The following is a 21,706-nucleotide window of genomic DNA, read 5'->3' as shown; positions in this document are numbered from 1 at the left end:
TACTCGGCGTCGATGGCGCAGGCAGACGCGACGAGCGACGGGGAGGACTACTCGATACGCGCCGGCGGGGCCGACGACTGCGAGGCGTTCCGCTCGCTGTACGAGGCCGTCTGGGGGCGCTCGAAGAGCGCGGCGTGGTTCGACTGGCGGTTCGCGGACAACCCCTTCACGGACCGCGTCGAGCTGGTGGTCGCCGAGCGCGCGGGCCGCGTGGTCGGCGCCGAGCCGCTGCTGGCGCTCCCGCTCGCGACACCCGCCGGGACCGTCGCCGCCCGGCAGCCCGTGGACTGGATCGTCCACCCCGAGCACCGGCGCCGCGGGCTCTTCACGCGGATGACCGAGCGACTGCTGGCGAGGACGGCCAACCGCGCGGCGCTGCTGTTCAACTTCCCCACCGACGCGCTCCGGCCCGGCCTCCATCGGTTCGACTGGACGGAAGTGGGGGCGGTGCCGACGCGGTACCGCGTCCAGCACCCGTCCGGCCTCGCCGCGTGGCGGCGTCCGGGCGACCGCGGAGGCACCTCGCTGCTCGCGCGTGCGGCGACGCCCCCGGTCCGGGCCGGTCTCGCCGTCGCCGACCGGCTCACCTCGTCGCCACCGGACGTCGACGTCGAGCGCGTGGCCGGCACCGCCACGCGAGCGATCCGGACCGTCTACTCCGAGACGCGGCCGGACGGCGTCCACGTCCCGCGGACGGAGGCGTACCTCGACTGGCGGTTCGCGAACCCCCACTGGGACGTCGCCACGTACGTCGCGCGCCGCGACGACCGCCCCGCGGCGACGCTCGCGGTCGGCCGCGAGACCGTCGACGGCACCGCGAAGGCGCTGCTGCTCGACGTGCAGCCGATGACCACGATTCCGTCGCGCGCGCCGGCGTTCGCGGCGGCGCTCGACGCCGCGCTCGCCGACCTCGCCGACGTCGACGTCGTCTCGGCGGCCGCGCGGCCGTTCCCCGGCGTCCTCGGCCGCCGCGGCTTCCTCCGGGACGACCGCTTCCCGCTCTCGCGGTGTGCGACCACGACGACCCACGTCGTCCGCCCGCTGCCCGACCCGGAAGCGGGCCGCGTCGGCGCGGACGTCTTCGACGCCGACGGTTGGACGCTCGCGCTCGCCGACCGCGACGTCGAGTAACCGGCGCCGTGGCCGGTCGGAGACCCGTTCTGTTCGGGCTCGACCTGTCGGCGTGGGTCGTCGCGTCGGAACGCCACCGTGCCGGAGACCGGTTTGCCGGTTCGACGTCGGCGAGAACCGTGCGCCCGGCTCGCGGTAGTGGCCGGTTTCCCGTCGGAGCTACAGCTATATACGACCATAGTCAGTTGGTAACGTATGCCATCTAGTGGGGGTTCCGGCGTGTACCGGCTGTCCGAGATGACCTGGCCGGAAGTCGAGGCGGCCATCGAGGAGACACAGACGATGCTGCTCGCGGTCGGGAACACGGAACAGCACGGCCACCACCTCCCGCTCGGGGTGGACGTCTTCATGCCGGACGGAATCGCCGAACGAGTGGCGGAACGCACCGGCTGTCTGCTCGCACCCCCGGTCTGGTACGGCGTCAGCCCCCACCACACCTTCAAGCCGGGCACTTTCACCGTCGAGTCGGAGACGTTCCAGCACTACGTCCGGGACGTCTGTGCGTCGGCGGGCGACTGGGGCGTGGAGAACGTCCTGCTGTTGAACGGCCACTACCTCGCCCAGGACCCGGAGCTAGAGATCGTGGTTCGGGAGCTGAAAAACGACCACGGAATGGAGGCGTTTCACGTTCCGCTCGTGTCTGTGTTCCGGGACGCCGCCGAGCGCGTCCGCACGTCGGCGGTCGCGTTCCACGCTGCCGAGTTCGAGACGGCGTGCATGCTGGAACTCGAGCCCGACACCGTCCACATGGACCGGGCGGAGGCGGTCGACCCGTCCGTCGACCTGCCGCCGCTGCTCGGATACGACGCGTACGCCGACAACCGGGTCGGAACGGCGTTCACTCCCGAGGAGATGGCGGCGTTGACCGACGCCGGGAACGTCGGTGACCCGACCGCGGCGACCAGTGAGGCTGGACGCGAGCTCGTCGACGACGCAGTCGAGAACGTCTCGATGCTCGTCGAAGCACTCGACGGGTCCTGACGCGCCGTCGCTTTCCCGTGCGGCGGCTCTACCGCGGGGCGTGCCAGAACACGCCGTGGCCCGGGCGAGTCGCGGAGACGAACTCCCCGGCCCCGTTAGCCTCGCCCGTAGCGGTCGACCACGTCCCCGAGGGCGGGCTCGATCGAGACGACGTCGTCTGTCACACTCCGTACGCTCTCGGGGTCCTTGAGCCCGTTCCCGGTGACGACCATCAGGACCGACTCGCCGTCGCCGATAACTCCCTCCGCCCGGGCCGTCCGGACGCCAGCGATCGGAGCGGCGCCGGCCGGTTCGGCGAACAGCCCCTCGGTACGGCCGAGCAGTGCTTCCGCGCGAAGGATCTCCTCGTCCGAGACCGTGACCGCGGTCCCGCCGCTCTCCTCGAGGGCCCGACACGCCTTGACCGTGTTTCGCGGGCGAGAGACCTCGATACTGTCTGCGACCGTCTCCGCGACAGCAGTCGCGTCCTCGTGGCCGTGGAACGCGTCGTGGATCGCGCTCGCGCCCGCGGACTGCACGCCGAGCAGCTTCGGCGTCTCCTCGACGAGGCCGAGGTCGGCGAACTCGCGGAGTCCCTTCCACGCGCCGGCGACCGTGCAGCCGTCCCCCATCGCGAACACCACCCAGTCCGGTAGATCGCCGCTGGTCTGTTCGGCGATCTCGTGCCCGACGGTCCGCTTGCCCTCGACCTGGAACGGGTTGATCGCCGCATTGCGGTTGTACCACCCGAACTCGTCGGTCACGTCCAGGCTGAGGTCGTAGGCCTCGTCGTAGCTCCCTCGAACACCCAGGACGTCTGCACCGTACACGAGGGGCTGGGTGAGCTTGCCGGCCGGGGCGTCCTCCGGAACGAAGATCCGACAGCTCAGTCCGCCGCGCGCCGCGTAGCCCGCGAGGGAGGCCGCGGCGTTGCCAGTCGAGGCACAGGTGACGACGTCGCGACCGGCGTGTTTCGCTTTCGTCACTGCGACGCTCGTCGCCCGGTCTTTGAGGACGCCTGTCGGGTTCTCGCCGTCATCCTTGACTGACGCGGTGACACCGAGCTCAGCACCGAGCGTCGGCGTCTCGTGGACGGCTGTCCCGCCTTCCTGGAGCGTGACGACGTCGGCGTCCTCGGAGACTGGCAGGAACGCCTCGTACTTCCACTGGCTGGCGACGTTGCCGTCGAGGGCGGCGTCGAAGCGGTCGAGGACGACGTCGTAGTCGTAGTGGACGTCCAGGATGCCCTTCACGCCCTCGTGGTTCGGGCAGGTGTAGATGACCTGCTCCGGGTCGTACGTCGCCCCGCAGAGCACGCACTCCAAGTGCGTCACGTGGTCCATGCGTCCGCATCGTGCGGAACTGTAATGAACGCTCCCGCGTGTGGCGCGAAACGGAGTCGCTCGGTCGCGCGTGGGTTGGCCACCCGCGAGCGCGTCGCGTGCGCGCGACGAGTTACATGAAGTCCGCGATGCCGCTCTGTTTGTTCTTGTCGTTCTCGAACACGGACTCGAGGCTGTTCTGGAGGACCTCGAGGCGCTGTTTCGTGTACTCGCGGCAGTCGTACTCCTCGGCGACCGTGATGGCGGTGTCCATGTACTTGTTCACGGAGCCCTCGTGGACGGTGAGGTTCACCTGGCCGCCGCACTCCCGGCAGTCCCCCGTCAGGGGCATCCGCCGGTACTTCTCGCCGCAGTCCAGACACCGCGTCTCCTGGCGGCTGAACGCCCGGAGGTTCCCGATGAGGTCCGGGAGGAAGTGGTACTCGATGACGCGCTCGGCGACGTCCGTCTCGTCGACCGCGCGCAGCTTCCGCGCGAGCTCCAGCTGGGCGTCCATCTTCTCCATCATCGACCCGAGGGTCTTGTACGCCGACAGCTCCGGTCCGAGGTGGATGTTCGACGTGTCGTGGGTGTGCGCGAAGTCCGTGTACTCGCGGTCCGTGCCGAGGTTCGCCTCCGCGATGGTGACCTCGTTTTCCCACTCCCCGGGGTCCTCCATGCGCCGCGTCGCCTCGTAGAACTCCCGTGGGTACCGTTCGACGACGTCCATGTTGTGCGCCTCGTCGTCGATCTCCGTGGGGTCGATCCGGGAGGACATCACCAGCGGCGCGTCCATTCGCCCGCCCCTCTTGTCGGGCAGGTACGACTTCGAGAAGTTGATGAGACCGTCCATCAGCAACATCACGCAGTCCTCGTCGCCGTCGCACTGCTTCGCGGCGATTCCGTTCGCGAACAGCGAGTGCGTGTCGGCGACCGTGAGACAGTACGTGTGGTCGGTGTCGGCGGGCACGTATTCGATGTCCGAGACGTCGTCGTGAACTGTCGACCCGCCGTCGGCGGCCGCGGTCGTGCCGGGTTCGGTCGGCGATTCGAGGCGGGTGTTCGACAGCAGGGTCTCGTCGCCGTCGAGTTCGCGTGCCTCGGCGCTGTCGACGCCGGTCCCGGTCCAGTACTGGATTTCGTGGTCGGGCGTCACGGTGAGTTCACGGCCGGAGTCGGTCTCGATGCGAACCACGTGGTCGGGCGCCGGGTGTTTCGAGACGGCCTCGACTGGCTTGCACACCACGTCGCCGTTCTCGTCCACCGACGGCACGAACACGTCGCCGTCCAGTTCCTGCACGAGCGCGCCGAATTCGTCCTCGTCGGCGGTCTCGGGGTCGAGGCGGTCCTCGACGAACGGCTCGATCTCGTCGTAGTGCCACTCGCCGTCCTCGTCCTCGAACCACACCTTCGTCTCGGGGTGGAAGCAGTTCCGGCGCTTCGCCGCGTGGAAGTACGGGTGCGCGTACCCGACGGACGCCGACGTGAACCCGACGATTCTGCCGACGACGGCGGCGGAGGTGTGGGGCGCCATGCCGAAGACGAGCTCGCCGACGAGGTCCTCGCGGTCCTCGAGCTCGTAGAAGGCGTCGAGGCCGTAGTACTGGGTGAGGAGGTCGTCGACGAAGGCCGCGGTCTTGAGCATGTGGTCGGCGGCGCCGTCCGAGAGGACGACGTCCTGCACGCGGAGTTCGACCAGCTGGTCGTCGTGCTCGAGGGGGTCGCCGCGGACGTCCTCCTCGTAGCCGAGCTCGCGGAAGTGCTCGACGGTGACGTCGAGTTCGCTCGGGCGGACCGACGTGACGGGGAGGTCGGTCATGTCGTAGCGGACGGTGCCGTCCTTGAACGACGTGACGCCGTGTTTCGCGCGGAGGACGCCCTTCTCCATGGGCTCGGGGACCTTCTCCGCGGAGGACAGCCCCTTGACGCCCTTGAGGACGTCGAAGGCGTTCTCGCGCTCGCCGACCGCGCGGAGGGCGTCCCGGTACTCGGCGCCGACGTCGACGGTCTGGACCGCGACGTTGTCGAGGTCGCGCTCGCAGCGCGGGCACTCGACGCGCCCGGACTCGTCGGGTTCGCCCTCGATGCCGCAGTCGGGGCACTCGTAGTGGGGGTCGGTCCACGCGCCGCAGTCCTCGCAGCGCGCGTCGTAGGTCTGGTCGCCGCAGTCCGGGCACTCGCGGACGCCGAGCTGGACGTCGACCTCGCCGGGCGTGTCGCTCATCTCGGGGGCGTGCCGGGCGGCCTCGCTGACGTCGCGCTGGCTGCCGCCGGCCTCGCCGATGGGGAAGAGCGTGTGAACGGCCGGCGAGAGGTCCCGGGACTCGGACTTCTCCGGGCGGCCCATGCGGTTGCCGATGCGCGTGGGGGCGCGCTCGCGGACCTCGAAGGGCGCGACCTCGTTGACTGCGGCGAGGGCGTTCGGCCACTCGCGGGCGTCCGCGCTCAGCTCCGTCCACGTGCGCCGGAGGTCGTCGTCGACGCCGAGCGAGCGCGCGAGCGGCCGCCAGTCCGGGATCCGGAGTTCGTCGTCGCCCTGGTGGTGTTCGACGAGCAGGGCTTCGAGGGACTGCCGGACGGCGGCCGCGTGCTCCACGACGAGCGTGCCGTCGGCCCCGTCGTCCTCGAGGCGGCCGGCCGCGACCGCGTCCGCGAGCGCCACGAAGTCCGCGACGTCGACGTCGTGCCAGAGGTACGTGTACGCCGGGTGGAGGGGGGCGTCGTAGTCGGTCGCCCACTCCAGGGCCTGGTCGGCCGCGGGCGCCTCGAGGTCGACGTACGGCGAGTCCCGGAGCGCCTGCACGTCCGCGCCGGCGGCGTCGAGGTCCTGCACCCACCACTCGGGCGCGTAGCTCGCGGGCGCCAGATCGTGGTTGTTCTCGACGAACTCGCCGAAGTTCACGAGGTACTCGCCGACGTCCAGGATCTCCTCGACGCCGTTGCGCACCTCGAGGGCCTCCTCGGGGTCGTCGATGCGGCGGACGTCGCCGTTCGCGAGCTTCACGGTCGGCCCCTCGATGGAGTCGACGGGGACGATGCCCGCCGCCTTCCCGGGGCGCTCGGTCTTGATCTGGGTGCCGGTCGCGAGGAAGTCGTCGACGAGGTGCATCGTCGCGGGGTGGATGCCCGCGGTCGCGAACCCGTGGTTGCGCGCGCGGCCGTACCGCAGGCGGAATCCGCCCTCCTTCGAGGGGTGACCGAAGACGGGCCGGCCGGCGATGAGGTCCCGCAGGAACTTCTTCGAGGGGTCGACGCGCGGCGGGCCGTCCGGGTCGTCGGCGTCGGCGTCGGCCCGGGTGGCGTCCGCTTCGTCGCTCGCGGCGCCGCCGCTCGCGTTCTCCGAGTCCTCCCCCTGGTCGGCCTCGCCGTCCTCGCCGACGGTGCCGTCGATGAGGTCCTGGAGCCACGGCCACTCGACCTCCTCGAGGTCGCGGGTGTACCGCTGGATCTTCGGCGCCTTCAGCGCGATGCCCTCCGCGAGCACGAGACACATGCCGCCCCTCGGCGAGTTCGTGGCGACGCGCTCGAGGTCGCGGAAGCCGTCGACCTCCTCGTCGCCGGTCGCCTCGCCGTCCAGCATCACGGGGCAGTGCTCGGTGATGAACTTCGTCTCCGCGTCCTTCGGCGAGTACTGGAGGCCGGTCTCGCTGTCGTACAGCGCGACCTCCTCGGCGTACCGCTCGATCTCCTCGTCCCTGGGCTCGAACTCGTCGATGTCCAGCAGCGAGCGCGCGTAGTCGGCGACGAGCACCGAGAGGGCCTGCGCGGTGCCGCCCGCCGAGCGGATGGGGCCGGCGTAGTAGACGGCGACGTACTCGGTGCCGTCGTCGTTGGCGTTGACCTCCACGCGGTCGATGCCCTCGATCGGCGCGGCGACCACGCCCTCGGTGAGGAGCGCGACCGCGGTGCGGACCGCGCCCTCGACCTTCCCGGCCTTCGTCTCGTAGTCGCCGACGGTGCCCTCGACGAAGTCCTCGACGAGCTCGAGGGCCGCCTCCTCGCGGGCCATCTCGCCCTCGAGTTCGCGGACGCGCTCGGCGACGCCGTCGATGCCGAGGATGTTCTCCACGCGGTCGGCCATGTCCCGGGCGGTCGGAATCTCCACCTCGGGCTCCGGGTCCTCGCCGCGCTGCTTGGCGGCCTCGGCGACCGCCGTCGCCTCCTCGAGGCCGGCCTCCAGGGACTCGAAGTACGCCTCGTCCTCCGGCCGCATTACAGCCAGAGGTCGAGGTCGGTGGCGTCGTCGTGCTCGCGCACGAGCTCGGTGTCGAGTTCGCGGACGTACACCTCGCCGGCGAAGACGGTCGCGCGGTCGAGGTGGCCGGCCAGCGCCTGCCCCGACCGTCTAGACAGTGTCACGTGCGTGTGCGCGAACGGCTCGCCGTCGAGTAGGGCGAGGTTACCGACGCAGCCAGCCACCTCGAGGGGTTCCTCGAAGCGCGCGGGCCGGTACTCGAAGTCGTCCTGGTCGTAGTACCAGAGTTCGGCGTCCTGGACCGCGCCCATCCCGACGAACCAGGCGGCGTCGAGGTCCCGGTCGTCGGCCAGCGACTCCAGTTCCTCGCGCCAGTCGGCGCCGTGGTCGAGTCGCGCGACGAACTCGCGGCCGCCGCTGACTTCGCGGACGTTCATGGGAGCGCCAAGGACGCGAGCGAGCAAAAGTCCTGCCGTCTCCGCGGAGCGCGCGGTGCGCCGCGGGGCGGGGCGTCGGTAGTGCCGCGTTACCGCCAGGCGGACAGCGGCGTCGCCGCCGCCTCGGTGACCGATACCCAGGCCTCGTCGCGGGAGATGTCCGCGATGACGAGTCGGGACTCGGGGCCCTCGTCGTCCAGTGAGGCCATCACGTCAGTCCCGTCGGGCGTCGGCCGAGCGGCGTCAGTCGACATGACGTGTGATACAACGTCACACCCTGTACTTAAGCGCGTCGGATTGACAGGAACGGCGCCCCACGCTCCGCACTTAAGCGCGTCGGGCTGACAGGGGCGGGGGCCAGACGCCGCGCCGTCTGGCGTCGAATCAGATATTTCTACTTGCCGTAACCCGAAATTTATCCCGACCCTACCCGAAGAAGCGGTAAGTTTATCACTATAGATTAGTAATCCGTGCTTGGATGACAGACACTGACAATCTTTCCCGTCGACGGTTCCTCCAGGGGACCGGTGCCGCTGCGACCGCAGCCGCCCTGGCTGGCTGTACCGGTGGCGACGGAGACGGCGACGGCGACGGAACGACCGAGGCGCCCGACGACACCGACGACGGTGGCGACGGGACGACCGAGGAGACCACGGAGATGGACTTCGACCCGAGCAAGACGGTCCGCTCGACGAACTCCACGATGGACACGCTGGACCCCATCAAGGCCACCGACACGGCCTCCGGGGCCCTCATCCAGAACATCTTCGACACCCTGACCAACTACCCGAACGGGCAGACGAACGTCGAGAACCTCCTGGCCGACTCGCTGGACATCAGCGAGGACCAGACGACGATGACGTTCACCCTGAAGGAGGGCGTGACGTTCAGCAACGGCGACGAGGTCACCGCCCAGGACGTCGTGTACTCCTGGGAGCGGCTCGCCGCCTCCGACAACTCCCGGCGGTCGAGTTTCCTCCTGGGCGACCTCGGCGTCGTCCACGAGACCGAGACCGAGACCCAGGACGGCGAGGAGACCGAGGTCTACGTCCCGGGCAGCATCGAGGTGAGCGCCGCCGACGACTACACGGTCGAGATCGAACTCCAGCGGCCGTTCTACGCGGCGACGTCGATGATCGCGTACTCCTCGTTCGCGGTGGTTCCCGAGGGCATCGTCGGCGACATCGAGGGCTACGACGGCCAGATGGACTACGAGGAGTTCGCGACGGCGAACCCCATCGGCGCCGGCCCGTACACCCTCGAGACCTGGGAGCAGTCGACCGAGGCCGAGATCGTCGCCCGCGACGACTACCACGGCGGCGAGATCAACAACGCCGGCATCCACTACGAGATCTTCCAGGAGACCAACCCCTCGTACACGTACGCGACGGTCAACGTCAACGCCGACGGTCCGGTCATCCCGAGCGACCAGTACGACCCCCAGCTCAAGGAGATCGAGGGGACTGACGACCGCGGCCGCGACTACGGGACGTACGGCCCGATGGAGGAGAACGACCTCACCGCGGACTACTACGAGGTCGCGAGCCTGACCACGCGGTACCTGGCGTTCAACTGCAAGCAGGTGCCGAAGCCGGTCCGCGAGGCCATCGGCTACGCGCTGAACCAGCAGATCGTCAACGAGCAGCTCATCACGACTCCGACCAAGGAGGGGTACTTCTTCACGCCGCCGTCCATCTTCCCGGGCGGCCCCGAGGCGTACACCGAGCGCCAGGAGGAGTACAAGTACGGCTACCAGTCCTCGGACATGGAGTCGGCCATCCAGGTGCTCGAGGAGGCCGGGTACACCGAGGACGACCCGTTCGAGCTATCCTTCGACATGTCGAACGGCTACGCCCAGAACGCGGCCGGCGAGGCCATCTACTCGCTGCTCCGCGACCAGTTCTCGGGCTCCGGGCTCGAACTCGAGATGAACACCGCCGACTGGTCGACGTTCCTCAATCGCGCGCGGAACGGCCAGGTCGGCATGTTCTACCTCGGCTGGCTCGCCGACTACCCGGGCCTGGACAACTTCCTGAAGCTGCTGAACCCGCCGGCGACCATCACCGACTCCGACGACAACGTCGGCTACGTCAACTGGACCTCGGACAACGGCGACTACGCCGACAAGGCCGAGGAGGGCTGGCAGATGATCCGCGACAACTACGGCATCGGCGACGACCAGGCCGAGGGCCGCGCGGAAGGCGGCTGGATGATCGAGGAGGCCGCCATGCAGGACGCCGTCATGCTGCCGATCCTGCACGCCATCGACCAGTACTACTCGTACGAGTGGATGGACGCGCCGCGCGCCGGCGCGATGGGCGGCTCCCGGAAGAAGAATCACACGACGAAGATCGGCGACCGCGGCGACTTCGAGTAACCGCCCAGTCGCCCCGCCCGCCGCACCGCCCTGTATTTTTGAATACAGAACGACCGCTTTGCGTACTACGAGTTGCGGCCAAAGTCCGCCCCCGCAAAACTTGCGAAACGCAAGACCTAAACGCGCACAATAGACAGATGCAAGCGAGTATCACAACTCGAGGCCCGCACCTATGAGCCGGTGGAGTTACTTCGCGAAACGACTCGTACTGTCGATCCCAGTCATCCTGTTCGGCACGACGATCACGTTCTTCGTCATCTACGCCGGTCCGATCGACCCGGCGTACGCCATCCTGGGACAGCAAGCAACCCCCGCGCGAGTCGAGGAGATCCACCGGCAGCTGGGCATGAACCAGCCGCTGTGGCAGCAGTACTTCGACTTCGTCGTGGACATGTTCACGTTCAACCTCGGGAACTCCTGGGTGATCCGTCCCGACTACACGGCCTACCAGGTCATCATGGACTACGCGCCCCGGACCATCCTGATGGGCGCGTGGGCCATCCTGCTGCCGCTGTTCATCGGCATCCCGCTCGGGTTCTACGCGGGCCTCAACCCGAACACGCTCGGCGACTACACCGCGTCGTTCAGCGGCATCGTCTGGCGGGCGATGCCGAACTTCTGGCTCGCGGTCATCATGCTGATGGTGCTCTCGCAGTCCGAGGAGTTCCTGTTCGGCTTCAACTGGGAGGAGTTCCTCGTCTCGACGCAGGTCGCGGGCGCGCCGGAGATGAACGAGCTCTGGAACTTCGATAACTTCCTCGCTGCGTCGAAGATGGTGCTGCCGGGCGCGCTCGTGCTCGGGTCGGCGTCGATGGGCAACGAGATGCGTATCGGCCGCACGGCGTTCCTCGAGTCGAAGAACTCCAACTACGTCGAGATGGCGCGCGCGAAGGGGCTGCCGGGCCGCACCATCGTCTGGAAGCACATCTTCCGGAACGCGCTCATCCCCCTGGTGCCCGTCATCACGGCGGAGGCCGGCCTGCTCGTCGGCGGGTCGGTGCTCGTCGAGACCGTCTTCGGCATCAACGGCATCGGGTGGCTGTTCTTCACCTCGATGACGTCCGGCGACATGCCGCTAGCGGGCGCGCTGATGTTCTTCTTCATCATCCTGCTCGTGGGCATCAACATCCTCCAGGACTTCCTGTACACGGTCATCGACCCCCGCGTCGGCTTCGAGAGTGAGTGACAATGGCTACTGAAGACTCCAAAAGCGACAGTATCGTTGTCCGGATTCGACGGAACCCGGGTCCGGCCGCCCGCTGGGGGGCGGTGATGGCCGTCCTCCTCGCCGTGGAGTTCGGCGCGCTCTGGGGCGGCATCATGGCCCTCCCCTGGGACACCCCCATCAACGCCATCGCGGGCGTGCTCCCCGGCGCCATCGGCGGCGCCATCAAGGGCTTCACGGGCGCGTTCGCCGACGTCGGCAGGTGGCTGGCCGACCTCCCGACGCTGCTCGACCGCGAACTCGTCCCCAACCAGGGGTACAACCACCCCGAGCGCGGCTGGGTCGGCACGTTCATGGGCCTCGAGCCCGCGTACGCGTGGCTGATCCGCGTCGGCCTCGTGTACGTGTACGCGTTCTTCTTCGCGTACTGGACGTGGCGCGGCTACTTCATGTTCCGGCGGCACTACCGGTACGCCGACTGGACGCCCGCCGACGACATGCTCGACCGGTTCCGCGGCCACAACTGGGGGAAGTTCGGGCTGGTGCTCGTGCTCCTGCTCGTGACGATGGCGGTGTTCGCGCCGACGGTGAGCCCGACCACCGCCGAGAAGAACCTCAAGGACCCGAGCGGCAACTACGTCGAGTACTGGGACGAGGACCTCGGCGAGGTCGGGAACGTCAGCGTGACGAACGCGAACCTGTTCTCCGCCTCGAAGGGCACCACCCAGAACGTCGGCATCTGGGAGTACGACAACTACGACCGGTTCCACCCCGTGGGGACGATGAGTCAGGCGTCGAACGGGAAGGACCTGTTCACGTTCATGGCGTACGGCGCGCGCGTCTCCATTTTCATCGGCGTGTTCGCGTCGGTCATCGCCGGCGGCATCGCGCTGTCGCTGGCGCTGCTGACCGCGTACTACCGCGGGCTCGTGGACCTCGTCGCCGTCCTGACCAGCGACGCGTTCCAGGCGATGCCCCAGCTGCTCGTACTCATCATGCTCGTGACGGTGCTGGCCGACCACTGGCTGTCCAGCATCTACAGCGGCGGGTTCCTCATCGCGTTGCTGTTCGGCATCTGGGGGTGGATGGGGCTGTGGCGCGCGGTCCGCGGTCCCGCGTTCCAGATCGTGCAGAACGAGTGGGTGATGGCCTCCCAGGGCTTCGGTGAGCGCCCGTGGAACATCGTCCGCAAGCACGTCGCGCCGTACGTCATCGGGTACCTGCTCATCTACCTCTCGATGTCGGTGGGCGGGTACATGATCGGCGCGGCGAGCCTCTCGTACCTGGGGCTGGGCGTGGAGGCGCCGACCCCGGAGATGGGGCGGGCCATCGCCCGCGGCCAGTCGCTGATCACGACGCAGTCCTGGCACATCTCCGTCGTGCCCGGGCTGGCCATCACGCTGCTCGTCCTCGGGTTCAACGCGCTCGGCGACGGCATCCGCGACGCCATCGACCCGAAGACCAGCGGCGACGACGCCGCCGGCGAGACGGCGGCCGCCGGGGGTGGTGCGTGATGAGCCAGCAGGCCTACGACGCGGGCCGGGACGCCGACGAGGACGTCCTGTTGCGCGTCGACGACCTCCAGACGGCGTTCTTCACGGACAAGGAGACGATCCGCGCCGTCGACGGCGTCACCTTCGACATCCGCCGCGGGGAGTCCGTCGGCGTCGTCGGCGAGTCCGGCTCCGGGAAGTCCGTGACCGCGCGCTCGATCATGGGGCTCGTGGAGTCCCCGGGCCGCATCGTCGGCGGCTCCATCGAGTACAAGGGCGAGGACCTCGTCGGGAAGTCCGACGACGAGTGGCGGCAGTACCGCGGCGGCGAGATCGCGATGGTGTTCCAGGACCCGCTGTCGTCGCTGAACCCCGTGTACACGGTCGGCAACCAGATCAAGGAGTCGCTGCGGCTCCACCAGGGCCTGCGCGGCCGCGACGCCACGAGGGCGGCCGTCGAGCTCCTGGAGGACGTCGGCATCCCGGACGCCAAGCGGCGCCTCAAGGAGTACCCCCACCAGTTCTCCGGCGGGATGCGCCAGCGCGCGGTCATCGCGGTGGCGCTGGCCTGCGACCCCGACCTCCTCATCTGCGACGAGCCGACGACGGCCCTGGACGTCACCATCCAGGCGCAGATCCTGGAGCTCCTGGAGGAGCTGAAGGTCGAACACGACATCGGCATCATGTTCATCACCCACGACATGGGCGTCATCGCGGAGATCACCGACCGCGTGAACGTGATGTACGCCGGCGAGATGATCGAGTCAGCGCCCGTCGAGGAGCTGTTCGAGAACCCCAAGCACCCGTACACGCGCGGGCTGCTGGAGTCCATCCCGAGCCGCAACGAGCGCGGCGCGGAGCTGTCGACCATCGAGGGCGACGTCCCGACACCGAACGAGCCGGCGACGTACTGCCGGTTCGCGCCGCGGTGCCCGAAGGCCTTCGACGACTGCGAGCAGGTCCACCCCGTGCAGGTCGACGTCGACGAGTCGACCGACGACCACCAGGCGGCGTGCCTGCTGTACCCCGAGGACGTCTCGCAGAACGAGGCCGTGGAGCTACACCGGTCGCGTGAGGACCGCACGGGATCGGAGGTGAGCGAATGACCTCTCTCTACCAGGAGCAACGAGAAGCCGACGGACGCACGGAGACCGGCGAGACGCTCGTCGAGGTGAACGACCTGAAGACGTACTACGAGGACGGCGGGCTGCTCGGCGGCGACCCCGTGAAGGCCGTCGACGGCGTCACCTTCGACATCCAGCGCGGGGAGACCCTCGGGCTGGTCGGCGAGTCCGGCTGCGGGAAGTCGACGCTCGGCCGGACGCTGATGCAACTGGAGACCGCGACCGGCGGCGAGGTCCGCTACGAGGGCACCGACATCACGTCGCTGTCGGGCTCGGACCTGAAGGACTGGCGGCGGAACGTCCAGATGGTGTTCCAGGACCCGGACGGCAGCCTCAACGACCGGATGACGGTCGGCGAGATCGTCATGGAGCCGCTGAACGTCCACAACTGGAAGACGCCCGAACAGCGCCGGGCGCGCGTGCGCGAGCTCCTGGAGACGGTCGGGCTGAGCGAGGAGCACTACTACCGCTACCCGTTCCAGTTCTCCGGCGGGCAGCGCCAGCGCGTCGGCATCGCGCGGGCGCTCGCGCTCGAGCCGGACTTCCTGGTGCTCGACGAGCCCGTCTCGGCGCTGGACGTCTCCGTGCAGGCGAAGATCCTGAACCTCCTCGAGGACCTCCAGGAGGAGTTCGGGCTGACGTACCTGCTCATCGCCCACGACCTCGCGGTCGTCGAGCACATCTGCGACCGCGTCGCCGTGATGTACCTCGGGAACATCATGGAGATCGGGCCGACGGACGCCATCTTCGACGACCCGGCGAACCCGTACACGAACTCGCTGCTGTCGGCGATCCCCGAGCCGGACCCGACCCTGGAGAAGAACCGCATCACGCTTCGCGGGACGCCGCCGAGCCCGCGGGACCCGCCGAGCGGCTGCGTGTTCAGCACGCGGTGTCCGCTGAAGATCCGGCCGCCGGCGTACCGCGACCTCGACGAGGACGTCTGGCAGGGCATCGAGATCTTCCGGGAGGTGCTGCGGGAGCGCGAGGACGTCGCGAAGAGCGTCCGCGAGCGGTTCCGCGACCTCCTCGGGATGGAGACCGAGGGCCTGGACGCCGAGGAGGTCGTCGAGGAGGCGTTCGGCGACCTCGACGTACCGAGCGACGTCCAGCAGCACGTCGACAGCGCCATCGAACACGTGCGCCGCGACGACCTGCAGTCCGCCCGCGAGGAGCTGCGCGAGGAGTTCGGGAGCGTCTGCGAGCGCGAGGAGCCCGAACTGCTGACCGTCGGGGACGCCGGCCGGCAGAGCCACTGCCACCGGCACCGCGAGGACTACCAGGGCACGCAGTCGTACATCGCCGAGCACGGCTACGAGCGCTGACGATGTCCGGCCGCCCGCCCGGGGAGTCCGACCGGTCGACGGCGCGCGCGGTTCGCGCGCGCGAGACCGCGGGCGGGTCCGGGGAGTCGGGGGCGACCGACGAGGACCCCGACCGGGTCGGCCAGGCGCTGGACGCGGTGACGTACGCGGCGGCGACCACGGTCGCGTTCGGCGTGCTGTCGGGCGTCACGTCCGTCGCCGTCGGCGGCCGGTTCGCGCCGGGCGTGAAGTACGGCCTGTTCGTGTTCGGGTGGCTGGCGTTCGGGTACGGGACGCTGCTGCTGTGGCCGCAAGCGCCGTACAAGGACGACGACGACGGCGGGCCCTTCGAGTTGCTGGACGCGGGGAGCGGCCCGCCGGACACGGCCTTCCAGCGGCTCGTCCAGCGGCTGCCGCCGGCGCGGTTCCGGCCGGTCCCGCACTCGATGCGGCTGCCGACCGGCGCGCGGGTGTTCGCGGCGGCGGTGGCGATGATGGCGGCGTCGTTCCTGCTGGAGACGGCGCTCGGCGTCGGCCCGTAGGCGGCCGCACGGAACACTCTTGAGTGTCACTGGACAACGCGGAGACATGGAAGACGAACCCACGGAGGAGGTCGCGGCCGGCGGCGAGGAGCACCGACAGCGCATCGAGCAGTACGCGGGCGCCACCGAGTCGCTGAAGCGCGCGTGGGAGCAGACGCTCGCGGACCTGTCTGCCATCGCCGAGGAGTACCGCGCGGACGGCTACGACGTCGCCGAGATTCCGGCGGTTGACGCCGGCCCCATCGGCCGGGACACGAACGACCCGGACGGGGAGTACGGCGTGGAGTTCGTCATCGCGGACAACTACGTCGACCGCTTCACGGACGCCTTCGAGGCCGGGGAGTTCCCCCAGTACGACGTCTACCGCGCCGAGGAGGGCGAGGACGCGTTCGTGGTCGTCGAGCTCGCGGACCCGGACGCCGAGGTGGTGATCCTGCTGGCTGGCGCGTACCCCATCCGCGACGAGACGATGTGCGCGTTCGCGGCGCGCGAGGAGGGCGAGATGTTCACGTTCGTGCGGACCCTCGACGGGACGCGGCACGGCGCGTTCCGCCACGAGGGCTACCGGAAGTTCTTCCCGCGCGCGGACGACCTGCCCGAGGACCCGGCGGAGCTCGGGCACTTCTGAGCGCGTCGCTCCCGGCGCCGGAACCCGCGTGTGGACGGCTGTCGCAGTGTCGTAGCGTACAAATGCGTGGGGAGAGAACGACGCGTACATGAACGTCGCTGACGCGATGACGCCCCGGGCAGACGTGGTGTCGGTCGAGCTGCCGGGGACGCGGGACGACATCCTCGAGTACATCCAGGAGCGGGCGTTCTCCTCCGTGCCCGTCGTGAAGCCGTCCGCCGACGGCGAGCAGTACCGCGGTCTCATCTCCCGGGACGACCTCATCGAGCACCCCGAGGAGGACCAGCTGGCGATGCTGATGCGGGACGTCCCGACGACGACGACCGACGCGTCCGTCCGCGAGGTGGCCGCGCTGATGCGCCGCGAGGGAACGCGGCGCGTGCCGGTCGTCGAGGACGGCCGCCTGGAGGGCATCGTCACGGTGACGGACGTGGTGCGGGCCATCGCCGACGGCGAGGAGGACGGCGACACCGAGGTCGGCGAGCTGGCCCAGCCGGACGTGAACACGACGTACGTGGGGACGCCGCTGCCGGTCGCGGAGCGCGAGATCTCGTTCGCGAACGTGCCGTACGCGGTCGTGCTCGGCGACGACGCGGAGATGGCGGGCATCCTCACCGAGGTGGACGTCATCGACGTGGCCCGCGTCGTCGAGGGCGAGGACGACACCGGCGACTCCATCGCCGACGAGGACGACGACTGGAAGTGGGAGTCCATCAAGGCGGTGGGGTCGCGGTACTTCCCGACGCGGAACGTCGAGATCCCGGCCGCGCCCGTCCGGGAGTTCATGACCACGGACGTGGTGACGGTGACGAAGCGCCGCACGGCCCGCGAGGTGGCACAGACGATGCTGACGAACGACGTCGAGCAGGTGCCGCTCGTCTCCGGCGACAGCCTCGACGGCATCGTCCGCGACGTCGACCTGCTGGCGGGGCTGAGCGATGAGTGACCGGCTGGGCGAGCTGGCGCGCCGCCGCGGGTTCTTCTTCCAGGCGAACGAGGCCTACGGCGGCGTCTCCGGGTTCTACACGTACGGCCCGGAGGGCGCGGCGCTGAAGCGCAACGTCGAGGACGCGTGGCGCGACCGGTTCGTCACCCGCGAGGGGAACATGGAGATCGACTCGCCGACCGTGACGCCCGAGCCCGTGTTCGTGGCCTCGGGCCACCTGGACGGCTTCGACGACATGCTCGTGGAGTGCGGCGAGTGCGGCGAGAGCCACCGCGCCGACCACGTCGTCGAGGACGAGACGGACATCGAGGACGCCGAGACGTACTCGACGGAGAAGGTCGAGGCCATCATCGCCGAGCACGACCTCGGCTGTCCGTCCTGTGGCGCGCCGCTGGCGGGCCGGCCCGTCGAGGAGTTCAACCTCATGTTCGAGACGTCCATCGGGCCGGGCTCGGGTCAGCCGGGCTACCTGCGGCCGGAGACCGCCCAGGGGATGTTCACGGAGTTCCCGCGGCTGAAGGAGTACGCCCGCGAGCGGCTGCCGTTCGGCGTCGCGCAGGTCGGCGCCGGCTACCGGAACGAGATCAGTCCGCGGAACGCCCTGGTGCGGGCGCGGGAGTTCACGATGGCGGAACTGGAGTACTTCGTGGACCCCGAGGGCGACGGCCCGGACCTCTCGCGGGTCGCGGACGTCGAACTGCCGCTGTACCCGTCGGACGCCCAGCAGGCCGACGGCGAGGAGTACGTCCGCCTGACGCCGCGGGACGCCGTCGACGAGGGCGTCGTCCGGGGCGAGTGGGTGGCGTACTTCCTCGCGCGCTCGAAGCAGTGGTTCGAGCGCGTCGGCGTGGACATGGACCGGTTCCGGTTCCGCCAGCACCTCCCCGGCGAGCTCGCCCACTACGCGACCGACTGCTGGGACGCCGAGGGCGAGGTCGACGGCGACTGGATCGAACTGGAGGGCGTGGCGTCCCGGACGGACTACGACCTCTCGAAGCACGCCGAGCACGCCGACGACAGCTTCACCGTCTTCAAGCAGTACGACGAGCCGAAGACCGTCGAGCGCGCGGCCGTCGACCCGGAGATGTCCTACCTGGGGCCGGAGTTCGGCGGCGACGCCGGCGCCGTCGCGGACGCCCTGCAGGCGCTGGCCGAGCGCGACCGCGCGGCGTTCGAGGGCGACGAGGTGACCGTCGAGGTCGGCGGCGAGACGTACACCGTCCCGACCGAGCAGACGGGGTTCGCCGTCGAGGAGGTCACGGAGTCGGGCCGCCACGTCGTCCCGCACGTCGTCGAGCCGGCGTTCGGCGTCGGCCGCGCGGTGTACACGGTGCTGGCGCACAACTACGACACCGACGAGGTCGAGGGCGAACAGCGCGACGTGCTGCGGCTGCCCGCGGCGGTCGCGCCGACGACCGTGGGCGTGTTCCCGCTGATGGACAAGGACGGCCTCGGCGAGCGCGCCCGCGACGTCGCGGCGGCCCTCCGGGAGGCCGGCCTCGCCGTGACCTACGACGACTCCGGGAACATCGGCCGGCGGTACCGCCGGCAGGACGAGGTCGGGACGCCGTACTGCGTCACCGTCGACTACGACACGCTCGAGGACGACACCGCGACGCTGCGCGACCGCGACACGACCGACCAGGTGCGCGTGCCGGTCGCGGACCTCCCCGACGTGCTCGCCGGGCTCCGCGACGGCGAACGCGCGTTCGGCGACCTGTAACGGTGAGCGAACTCAGCCGGCGGCTCGTGCACGCCAGCGGGTCGATCCCCGTGTTCGCGTACCTCGCGGGCGTGCTGCCGTGGCGGTGGTTCCAGTGGCTGGTCGTCGCCGGGAGCGGCATCGTCGTCGCCCTGGAGGCGCTGCGGCTCTCGGGGCACGTGTCCTGGCGGATCTACGACCGCCTCACGCGCGAGTACGAGCAGAACAACCCCGCCGGCTACGCGCTGTACGTGCTCTCCAGCGCCGCGACCGCGTGGCTGTTCGCGCCCGAGGTCGCGGTGCCGGCCATCCTGATGCTGGCGCTCGCGGACCCGTTCAGCGGCCTGCTGTCCTCGGACGGGCTCGGCCGGAAGCGGGGCTGGGTGCTGCTGGCGACGTTCGGCGTCTGCGTCGGCATCGCGACGGCGACCGGCGTGGGCCCGTCGGCCGCCGTCGCGGGCGCGCTCGCGGCGACGCTCGCCGACGGCGCGACGCCCGTAGTCCGCGGCTACGTCGTCGACGACAACGCGACGATTCCGCTCGGCGCGGCGGCGGCGATGTGGCTGGTCGGCGCGGTCGCGTAGCTCCACTTCCACCCCGGTACGCGAAGCCTTAACCGCGAGAGCGCCGTACGACTCGCCGAATGTCGGAGTCCGCGCACGTCGACCACTCGATGCTGGCCGACGGCGTCATCGAGGCGCGCCAGTACCAGCTCCAGCTGGCGGCCGCCGCGCGCCGCGACCACACCCTGGTCTGTCTGCCCACCGGCCTGGGGAAGACGACCGTCTCCCTGCTGGTGACCGCTTACCGCCTGGACGGCGACGCGGGCGGGACGTCGCTGCTGCTCGCGCCGACGAAGCCGCTGGTCGAACAGCACGCCGCGTTCTACCGGGAGGCCCTCGCGGTGCCGGACGAGGAGGTGGTCGTGTTCACGGGCGAGACCCGGCCCGACGACCGCGCGGCGCTGTGGTCGGACGCCCGGGTCGTGGTCGCGACGCCGCAGGTCGTGGAGAACGACCTCGTGGGCGGTCGGGTCTCGCTGCGGGACGTCGTCCACTGCACGTTCGACGAGTGCCACCGCGCGACCGGCGACTACGCGTACACGTACATCGCGGAGCGCTACCACGCGGACGCCGCCGACCCCCTCGTGACGGCGATGTCGGCCTCGCCGGGCGGCAACGAGGAGGACATCCGGACGGTCTGCGAGAACCTGGGCGTCCGCGACGTCGAGGTGATGACCGAGGACGACGCGGACGTCGGCGAGCACACCTACGACACGGACGTCCAGTGGGAGCGCGTCGAGCTTCCCGAGGAGGTCCTCGAGGTCAGGGACGCGTTGAACGACGTCATCGAGGACCGCCTGGAGACGCTCCGCGAGCTGGGCGTGACGCGGGCGTCCAGCCCGGACGTCTCCCAGAAGGACCTGAACAGGATCCGCTCGAAGCTCCAGGAGCTCATCGACAACGACCAGAGCGAGGGCTACGAGGGGATGAGCGTCCACGCGGAGGTGATGAAGCTGCGGCGCGCCGTCGAGCTCGTCGAGACCCAGAGCGTGGAGTCCGTGCGGCGGTACTTCGAGCGGCAGCGCAACGCCGCGCGGTCCTCGGGCGCGTCGAAGGCCAGCCAGCGCCTCGTCAGCGAGCCGAAAGTGAAGGAGGCGATGCGGCGCGCGGAGGACTTCGACGGCCTCCACCCGAAGTTCCGACGCGCCAGAATGTTGCTGGCGGAGACGCTTGGCATCGAGGGCGGCGACCGCGTCATCGTGTTCACCGAGTCCAGGGACACCGCCGAAGCGCTGACCGAGTTCCTCGGCGGGCACTTCGACGCGCGGCGGTTCGTCGGCCAGGGCGACGCCGACGGCAGCGAGGGGATGACCCAGACCGAGCAGCGCGAGACCCTCGAGGAGTTCCGCGACGGCGACTTCGAGGTGCTCGTCTCCACGAGCGTCGCCGAGGAGGGCCTGGACGTCCCCGAGGTCGACCTCGTCCTCTTCTTCGAGCCGGTGCCGACGGCGATCCGGTCCGTCCAGCGGAAGGGCCGGACCGGCCGCCAGACAGAGGGGCGGGTCGTCGTGTTGATGGCCGAGGACACCCGCGACGAGGCGTACTTCTGGATCAGTCGGCGCCGCGAGCAGGAGATGCAGGCGGAGCTGCAGGCGCTGAAGGACGTCGCCGACGACCTGGAGACCGACCTCGGGAGCAGCCAGCAGGCACTCGACGAGTACGGCGAGGGCGACGGGCGGGAGGCCGCGAACGAGGCGAGCGGCGAAGCCGAGAGCAGCGTCGCCGAGCGGAGCGAGGCGAGCGGCGAAGCCGAGAGCAGCGTCGCCGAGCGGAGCGAGGCGAGCGGCGAAGCCGAGAGCAGCGTCGCCGAGCGGAGC

17 protein-coding genes are annotated in these 21,706 nt (G+C 69.8%); 13 read left to right on the top strand and 4 right to left on the bottom strand.

All coding sequences use genetic code 11. The features are described from left to right. Positions 1-12: 12 nt before the first annotated feature. Together U5911_RS05240 and U5911_RS05235 are read left to right on the top strand one after the other, a co-directional pair. Positions 13-1,131 carry a GNAT family N-acetyltransferase gene (locus tag U5911_RS05240; RefSeq protein ID WP_336035897.1) on the top strand — a complete coding sequence of 373 codons (1,119 nt, stop codon included), beginning with the start codon at positions 13-15 and terminating at the stop codon, positions 1,129-1,131. A gap of 195 nt (positions 1,132-1,326) precedes the next feature. Next, a complete protein-coding gene (locus U5911_RS05235; protein ID WP_336035896.1) occupies positions 1,327-2,112 on the top strand; it encodes a creatininase family protein in 786 nt (261 codons plus the stop codon). A 95-nt stretch (positions 2,113-2,207) separates the two neighbouring features. On the opposite strand, the gene thrC is transcribed toward U5911_RS05235, so the two are convergent. The 4 genes from thrC to U5911_RS05215 form a co-directional block, all read right to left on the bottom strand. Then, positions 2,208-3,434 (bottom strand): threonine synthase, encoded by a 1,227-nt coding sequence (gene thrC, locus U5911_RS05230; RefSeq protein WP_336035895.1) that lies wholly within the window; start codon positions 3,432-3,434, stop codon positions 2,208-2,210. 112 nt (positions 3,435-3,546) lie between these two features. Next, a complete protein-coding gene (locus U5911_RS05225; protein WP_336035894.1) occupies positions 3,547-7,626 on the bottom strand; it encodes a DNA-directed DNA polymerase II large subunit in 4,080 nt (1,359 codons plus the stop codon). After that, a complete protein-coding gene (locus U5911_RS05220; RefSeq protein WP_336035893.1) occupies positions 7,626-8,045 on the bottom strand; it encodes a PPC domain-containing DNA-binding protein in 420 nt (139 codons plus the stop codon). The genes U5911_RS05225 and U5911_RS05220 overlap by 1 nt, the downstream gene beginning before the upstream one ends. A gap of 89 nt (positions 8,046-8,134) precedes the next feature. Further along, positions 8,135-8,299 (bottom strand): DUF7556 family protein, encoded by a 165-nt coding sequence (locus U5911_RS05215; RefSeq protein ID WP_336035892.1) that lies wholly within the window; start codon positions 8,297-8,299, stop codon positions 8,135-8,137. A gap of 224 nt (positions 8,300-8,523) precedes the next feature. Here U5911_RS05215 and U5911_RS05210 point away from each other — a divergent pair, with 224 nt between their 5' ends. The 11 genes from U5911_RS05210 to U5911_RS05160 form a co-directional block, all read left to right on the top strand. Beyond that, positions 8,524-10,422, top strand: coding sequence for an ABC transporter substrate-binding protein (locus U5911_RS05210; RefSeq protein WP_336035891.1), 1,899 nt, complete (start codon positions 8,524-8,526; stop codon positions 10,420-10,422). A gap of 172 nt (positions 10,423-10,594) precedes the next feature. Continuing rightward, positions 10,595-11,608 carry an ABC transporter permease gene (locus tag U5911_RS05205; protein ID WP_336035890.1) on the top strand — a complete coding sequence of 338 codons (1,014 nt, stop codon included), beginning with the start codon at positions 10,595-10,597 and terminating at the stop codon, positions 11,606-11,608. 2 nt (positions 11,609-11,610) lie between these two features. After that, positions 11,611-13,101 (top strand): ABC transporter permease, encoded by a 1,491-nt coding sequence (locus U5911_RS05200; protein ID WP_336035889.1) that lies wholly within the window; start codon positions 11,611-11,613, stop codon positions 13,099-13,101. After that, positions 13,101-14,186, top strand: coding sequence for an ABC transporter ATP-binding protein (locus U5911_RS05195; protein ID WP_336035888.1), 1,086 nt, complete (start codon positions 13,101-13,103; stop codon positions 14,184-14,186). Before U5911_RS05200 ends, U5911_RS05195 begins: the two co-directional genes overlap by 1 nt. Next, entirely contained in the window at positions 14,183-15,529 is a 1,347-nt protein-coding gene (locus U5911_RS05190) for an ABC transporter ATP-binding protein (protein ID WP_336035887.1), read from the top strand. The genes U5911_RS05195 and U5911_RS05190 overlap by 4 nt, the downstream gene beginning before the upstream one ends. Positions 15,530-15,531: 2 nt before the next feature. After that, positions 15,532-16,050: a DUF7555 family protein gene (locus tag U5911_RS05185; protein ID WP_336035886.1), complete on the top strand. Its 519-nt coding sequence runs from the start codon at positions 15,532-15,534 to the stop codon at positions 16,048-16,050. A 46-nt stretch (positions 16,051-16,096) separates the two neighbouring features. Continuing rightward, a complete protein-coding gene (locus U5911_RS05180) occupies positions 16,097-16,678 on the top strand; it encodes a DUF7529 family protein (RefSeq protein ID WP_336035885.1) in 582 nt (193 codons plus the stop codon). Between the two features lie 88 nt (positions 16,679-16,766). Then, positions 16,767-17,624, top strand: a complete 858-nt coding sequence (locus U5911_RS05175) for a CBS domain-containing protein (RefSeq protein ID WP_336035884.1) — start codon at positions 16,767-16,769, stop codon at positions 17,622-17,624. Further along, positions 17,617-19,347: a glycine--tRNA ligase gene (glyS, locus tag U5911_RS05170; RefSeq protein ID WP_336035883.1), complete on the top strand. Its 1,731-nt coding sequence runs from the start codon at positions 17,617-17,619 to the stop codon at positions 19,345-19,347. Before U5911_RS05175 ends, glyS begins: the two co-directional genes overlap by 8 nt. A 2-nt stretch (positions 19,348-19,349) precedes the next feature. Continuing rightward, positions 19,350-19,910, top strand: coding sequence for a dolichol kinase (locus tag U5911_RS05165; RefSeq protein WP_336035882.1), 561 nt, complete (start codon positions 19,350-19,352; stop codon positions 19,908-19,910). Between the two features lie 59 nt (positions 19,911-19,969). After that, positions 19,970-21,706, top strand: a 1,737-nt coding sequence (locus tag U5911_RS05160) for a DEAD/DEAH box helicase (RefSeq protein ID WP_336035881.1), incomplete at its 3' end; no start/stop codon positions are given.

The organism is Halobacterium yunchengense (genome assembly GCF_037031165.1).
In the GTDB taxonomy this organism is placed as follows: domain Archaea; phylum Halobacteriota; class Halobacteria; order Halobacteriales; family Halobacteriaceae; genus Halobacterium; species Halobacterium yunchengense.
This window is presented reverse-complemented; position numbering and strand designations above follow the sequence as displayed.

Coding starts and splice junctions, on each gene's coding strand:
- U5911_RS05220 (WP_336035893.1), bottom strand. CDS start 8,045: ATGAACGTCCGCGAAGTCAGCGGCGGCCGCGAGTTCGTCGCGCGACTC.
- U5911_RS05240 (WP_336035897.1), top strand. CDS start 13: ATGGCGCAGGCAGACGCGACGAGCGACGGGGAGGACTACTCGATACGC.
- thrC (WP_336035895.1), bottom strand. CDS start 3,434: ATGGACCACGTGACGCACTTGGAGTGCGTGCTCTGCGGGGCGACGTAC.
- U5911_RS05210 (WP_336035891.1), top strand. CDS start 8,524: ATGACAGACACTGACAATCTTTCCCGTCGACGGTTCCTCCAGGGGACC.
- U5911_RS05205 (WP_336035890.1), top strand. CDS start 10,595: ATGAGCCGGTGGAGTTACTTCGCGAAACGACTCGTACTGTCGATCCCA.
- U5911_RS05180 (WP_336035885.1), top strand. CDS start 16,097: ATGGAAGACGAACCCACGGAGGAGGTCGCGGCCGGCGGCGAGGAGCAC.
- U5911_RS05215 (WP_336035892.1), bottom strand. CDS start 8,299: ATGTCGACTGACGCCGCTCGGCCGACGCCCGACGGGACTGACGTGATG.
- U5911_RS05195 (WP_336035888.1), top strand. CDS start 13,101: ATGAGCCAGCAGGCCTACGACGCGGGCCGGGACGCCGACGAGGACGTC.
- U5911_RS05225 (WP_336035894.1), bottom strand. CDS start 7,626: ATGCGGCCGGAGGACGAGGCGTACTTCGAGTCCCTGGAGGCCGGCCTC.
- glyS (WP_336035883.1), top strand. CDS start 17,617: ATGAGTGACCGGCTGGGCGAGCTGGCGCGCCGCCGCGGGTTCTTCTTC.
- U5911_RS05190 (WP_336035887.1), top strand. CDS start 14,183: ATGACCTCTCTCTACCAGGAGCAACGAGAAGCCGACGGACGCACGGAG.
- U5911_RS05175 (WP_336035884.1), top strand. CDS start 16,767: ATGAACGTCGCTGACGCGATGACGCCCCGGGCAGACGTGGTGTCGGTC.
- U5911_RS05200 (WP_336035889.1), top strand. CDS start 11,611: ATGGCTACTGAAGACTCCAAAAGCGACAGTATCGTTGTCCGGATTCGA.
- U5911_RS05185 (WP_336035886.1), top strand. CDS start 15,532: ATGTCCGGCCGCCCGCCCGGGGAGTCCGACCGGTCGACGGCGCGCGCG.
- U5911_RS05235 (WP_336035896.1), top strand. CDS start 1,327: ATGCCATCTAGTGGGGGTTCCGGCGTGTACCGGCTGTCCGAGATGACC.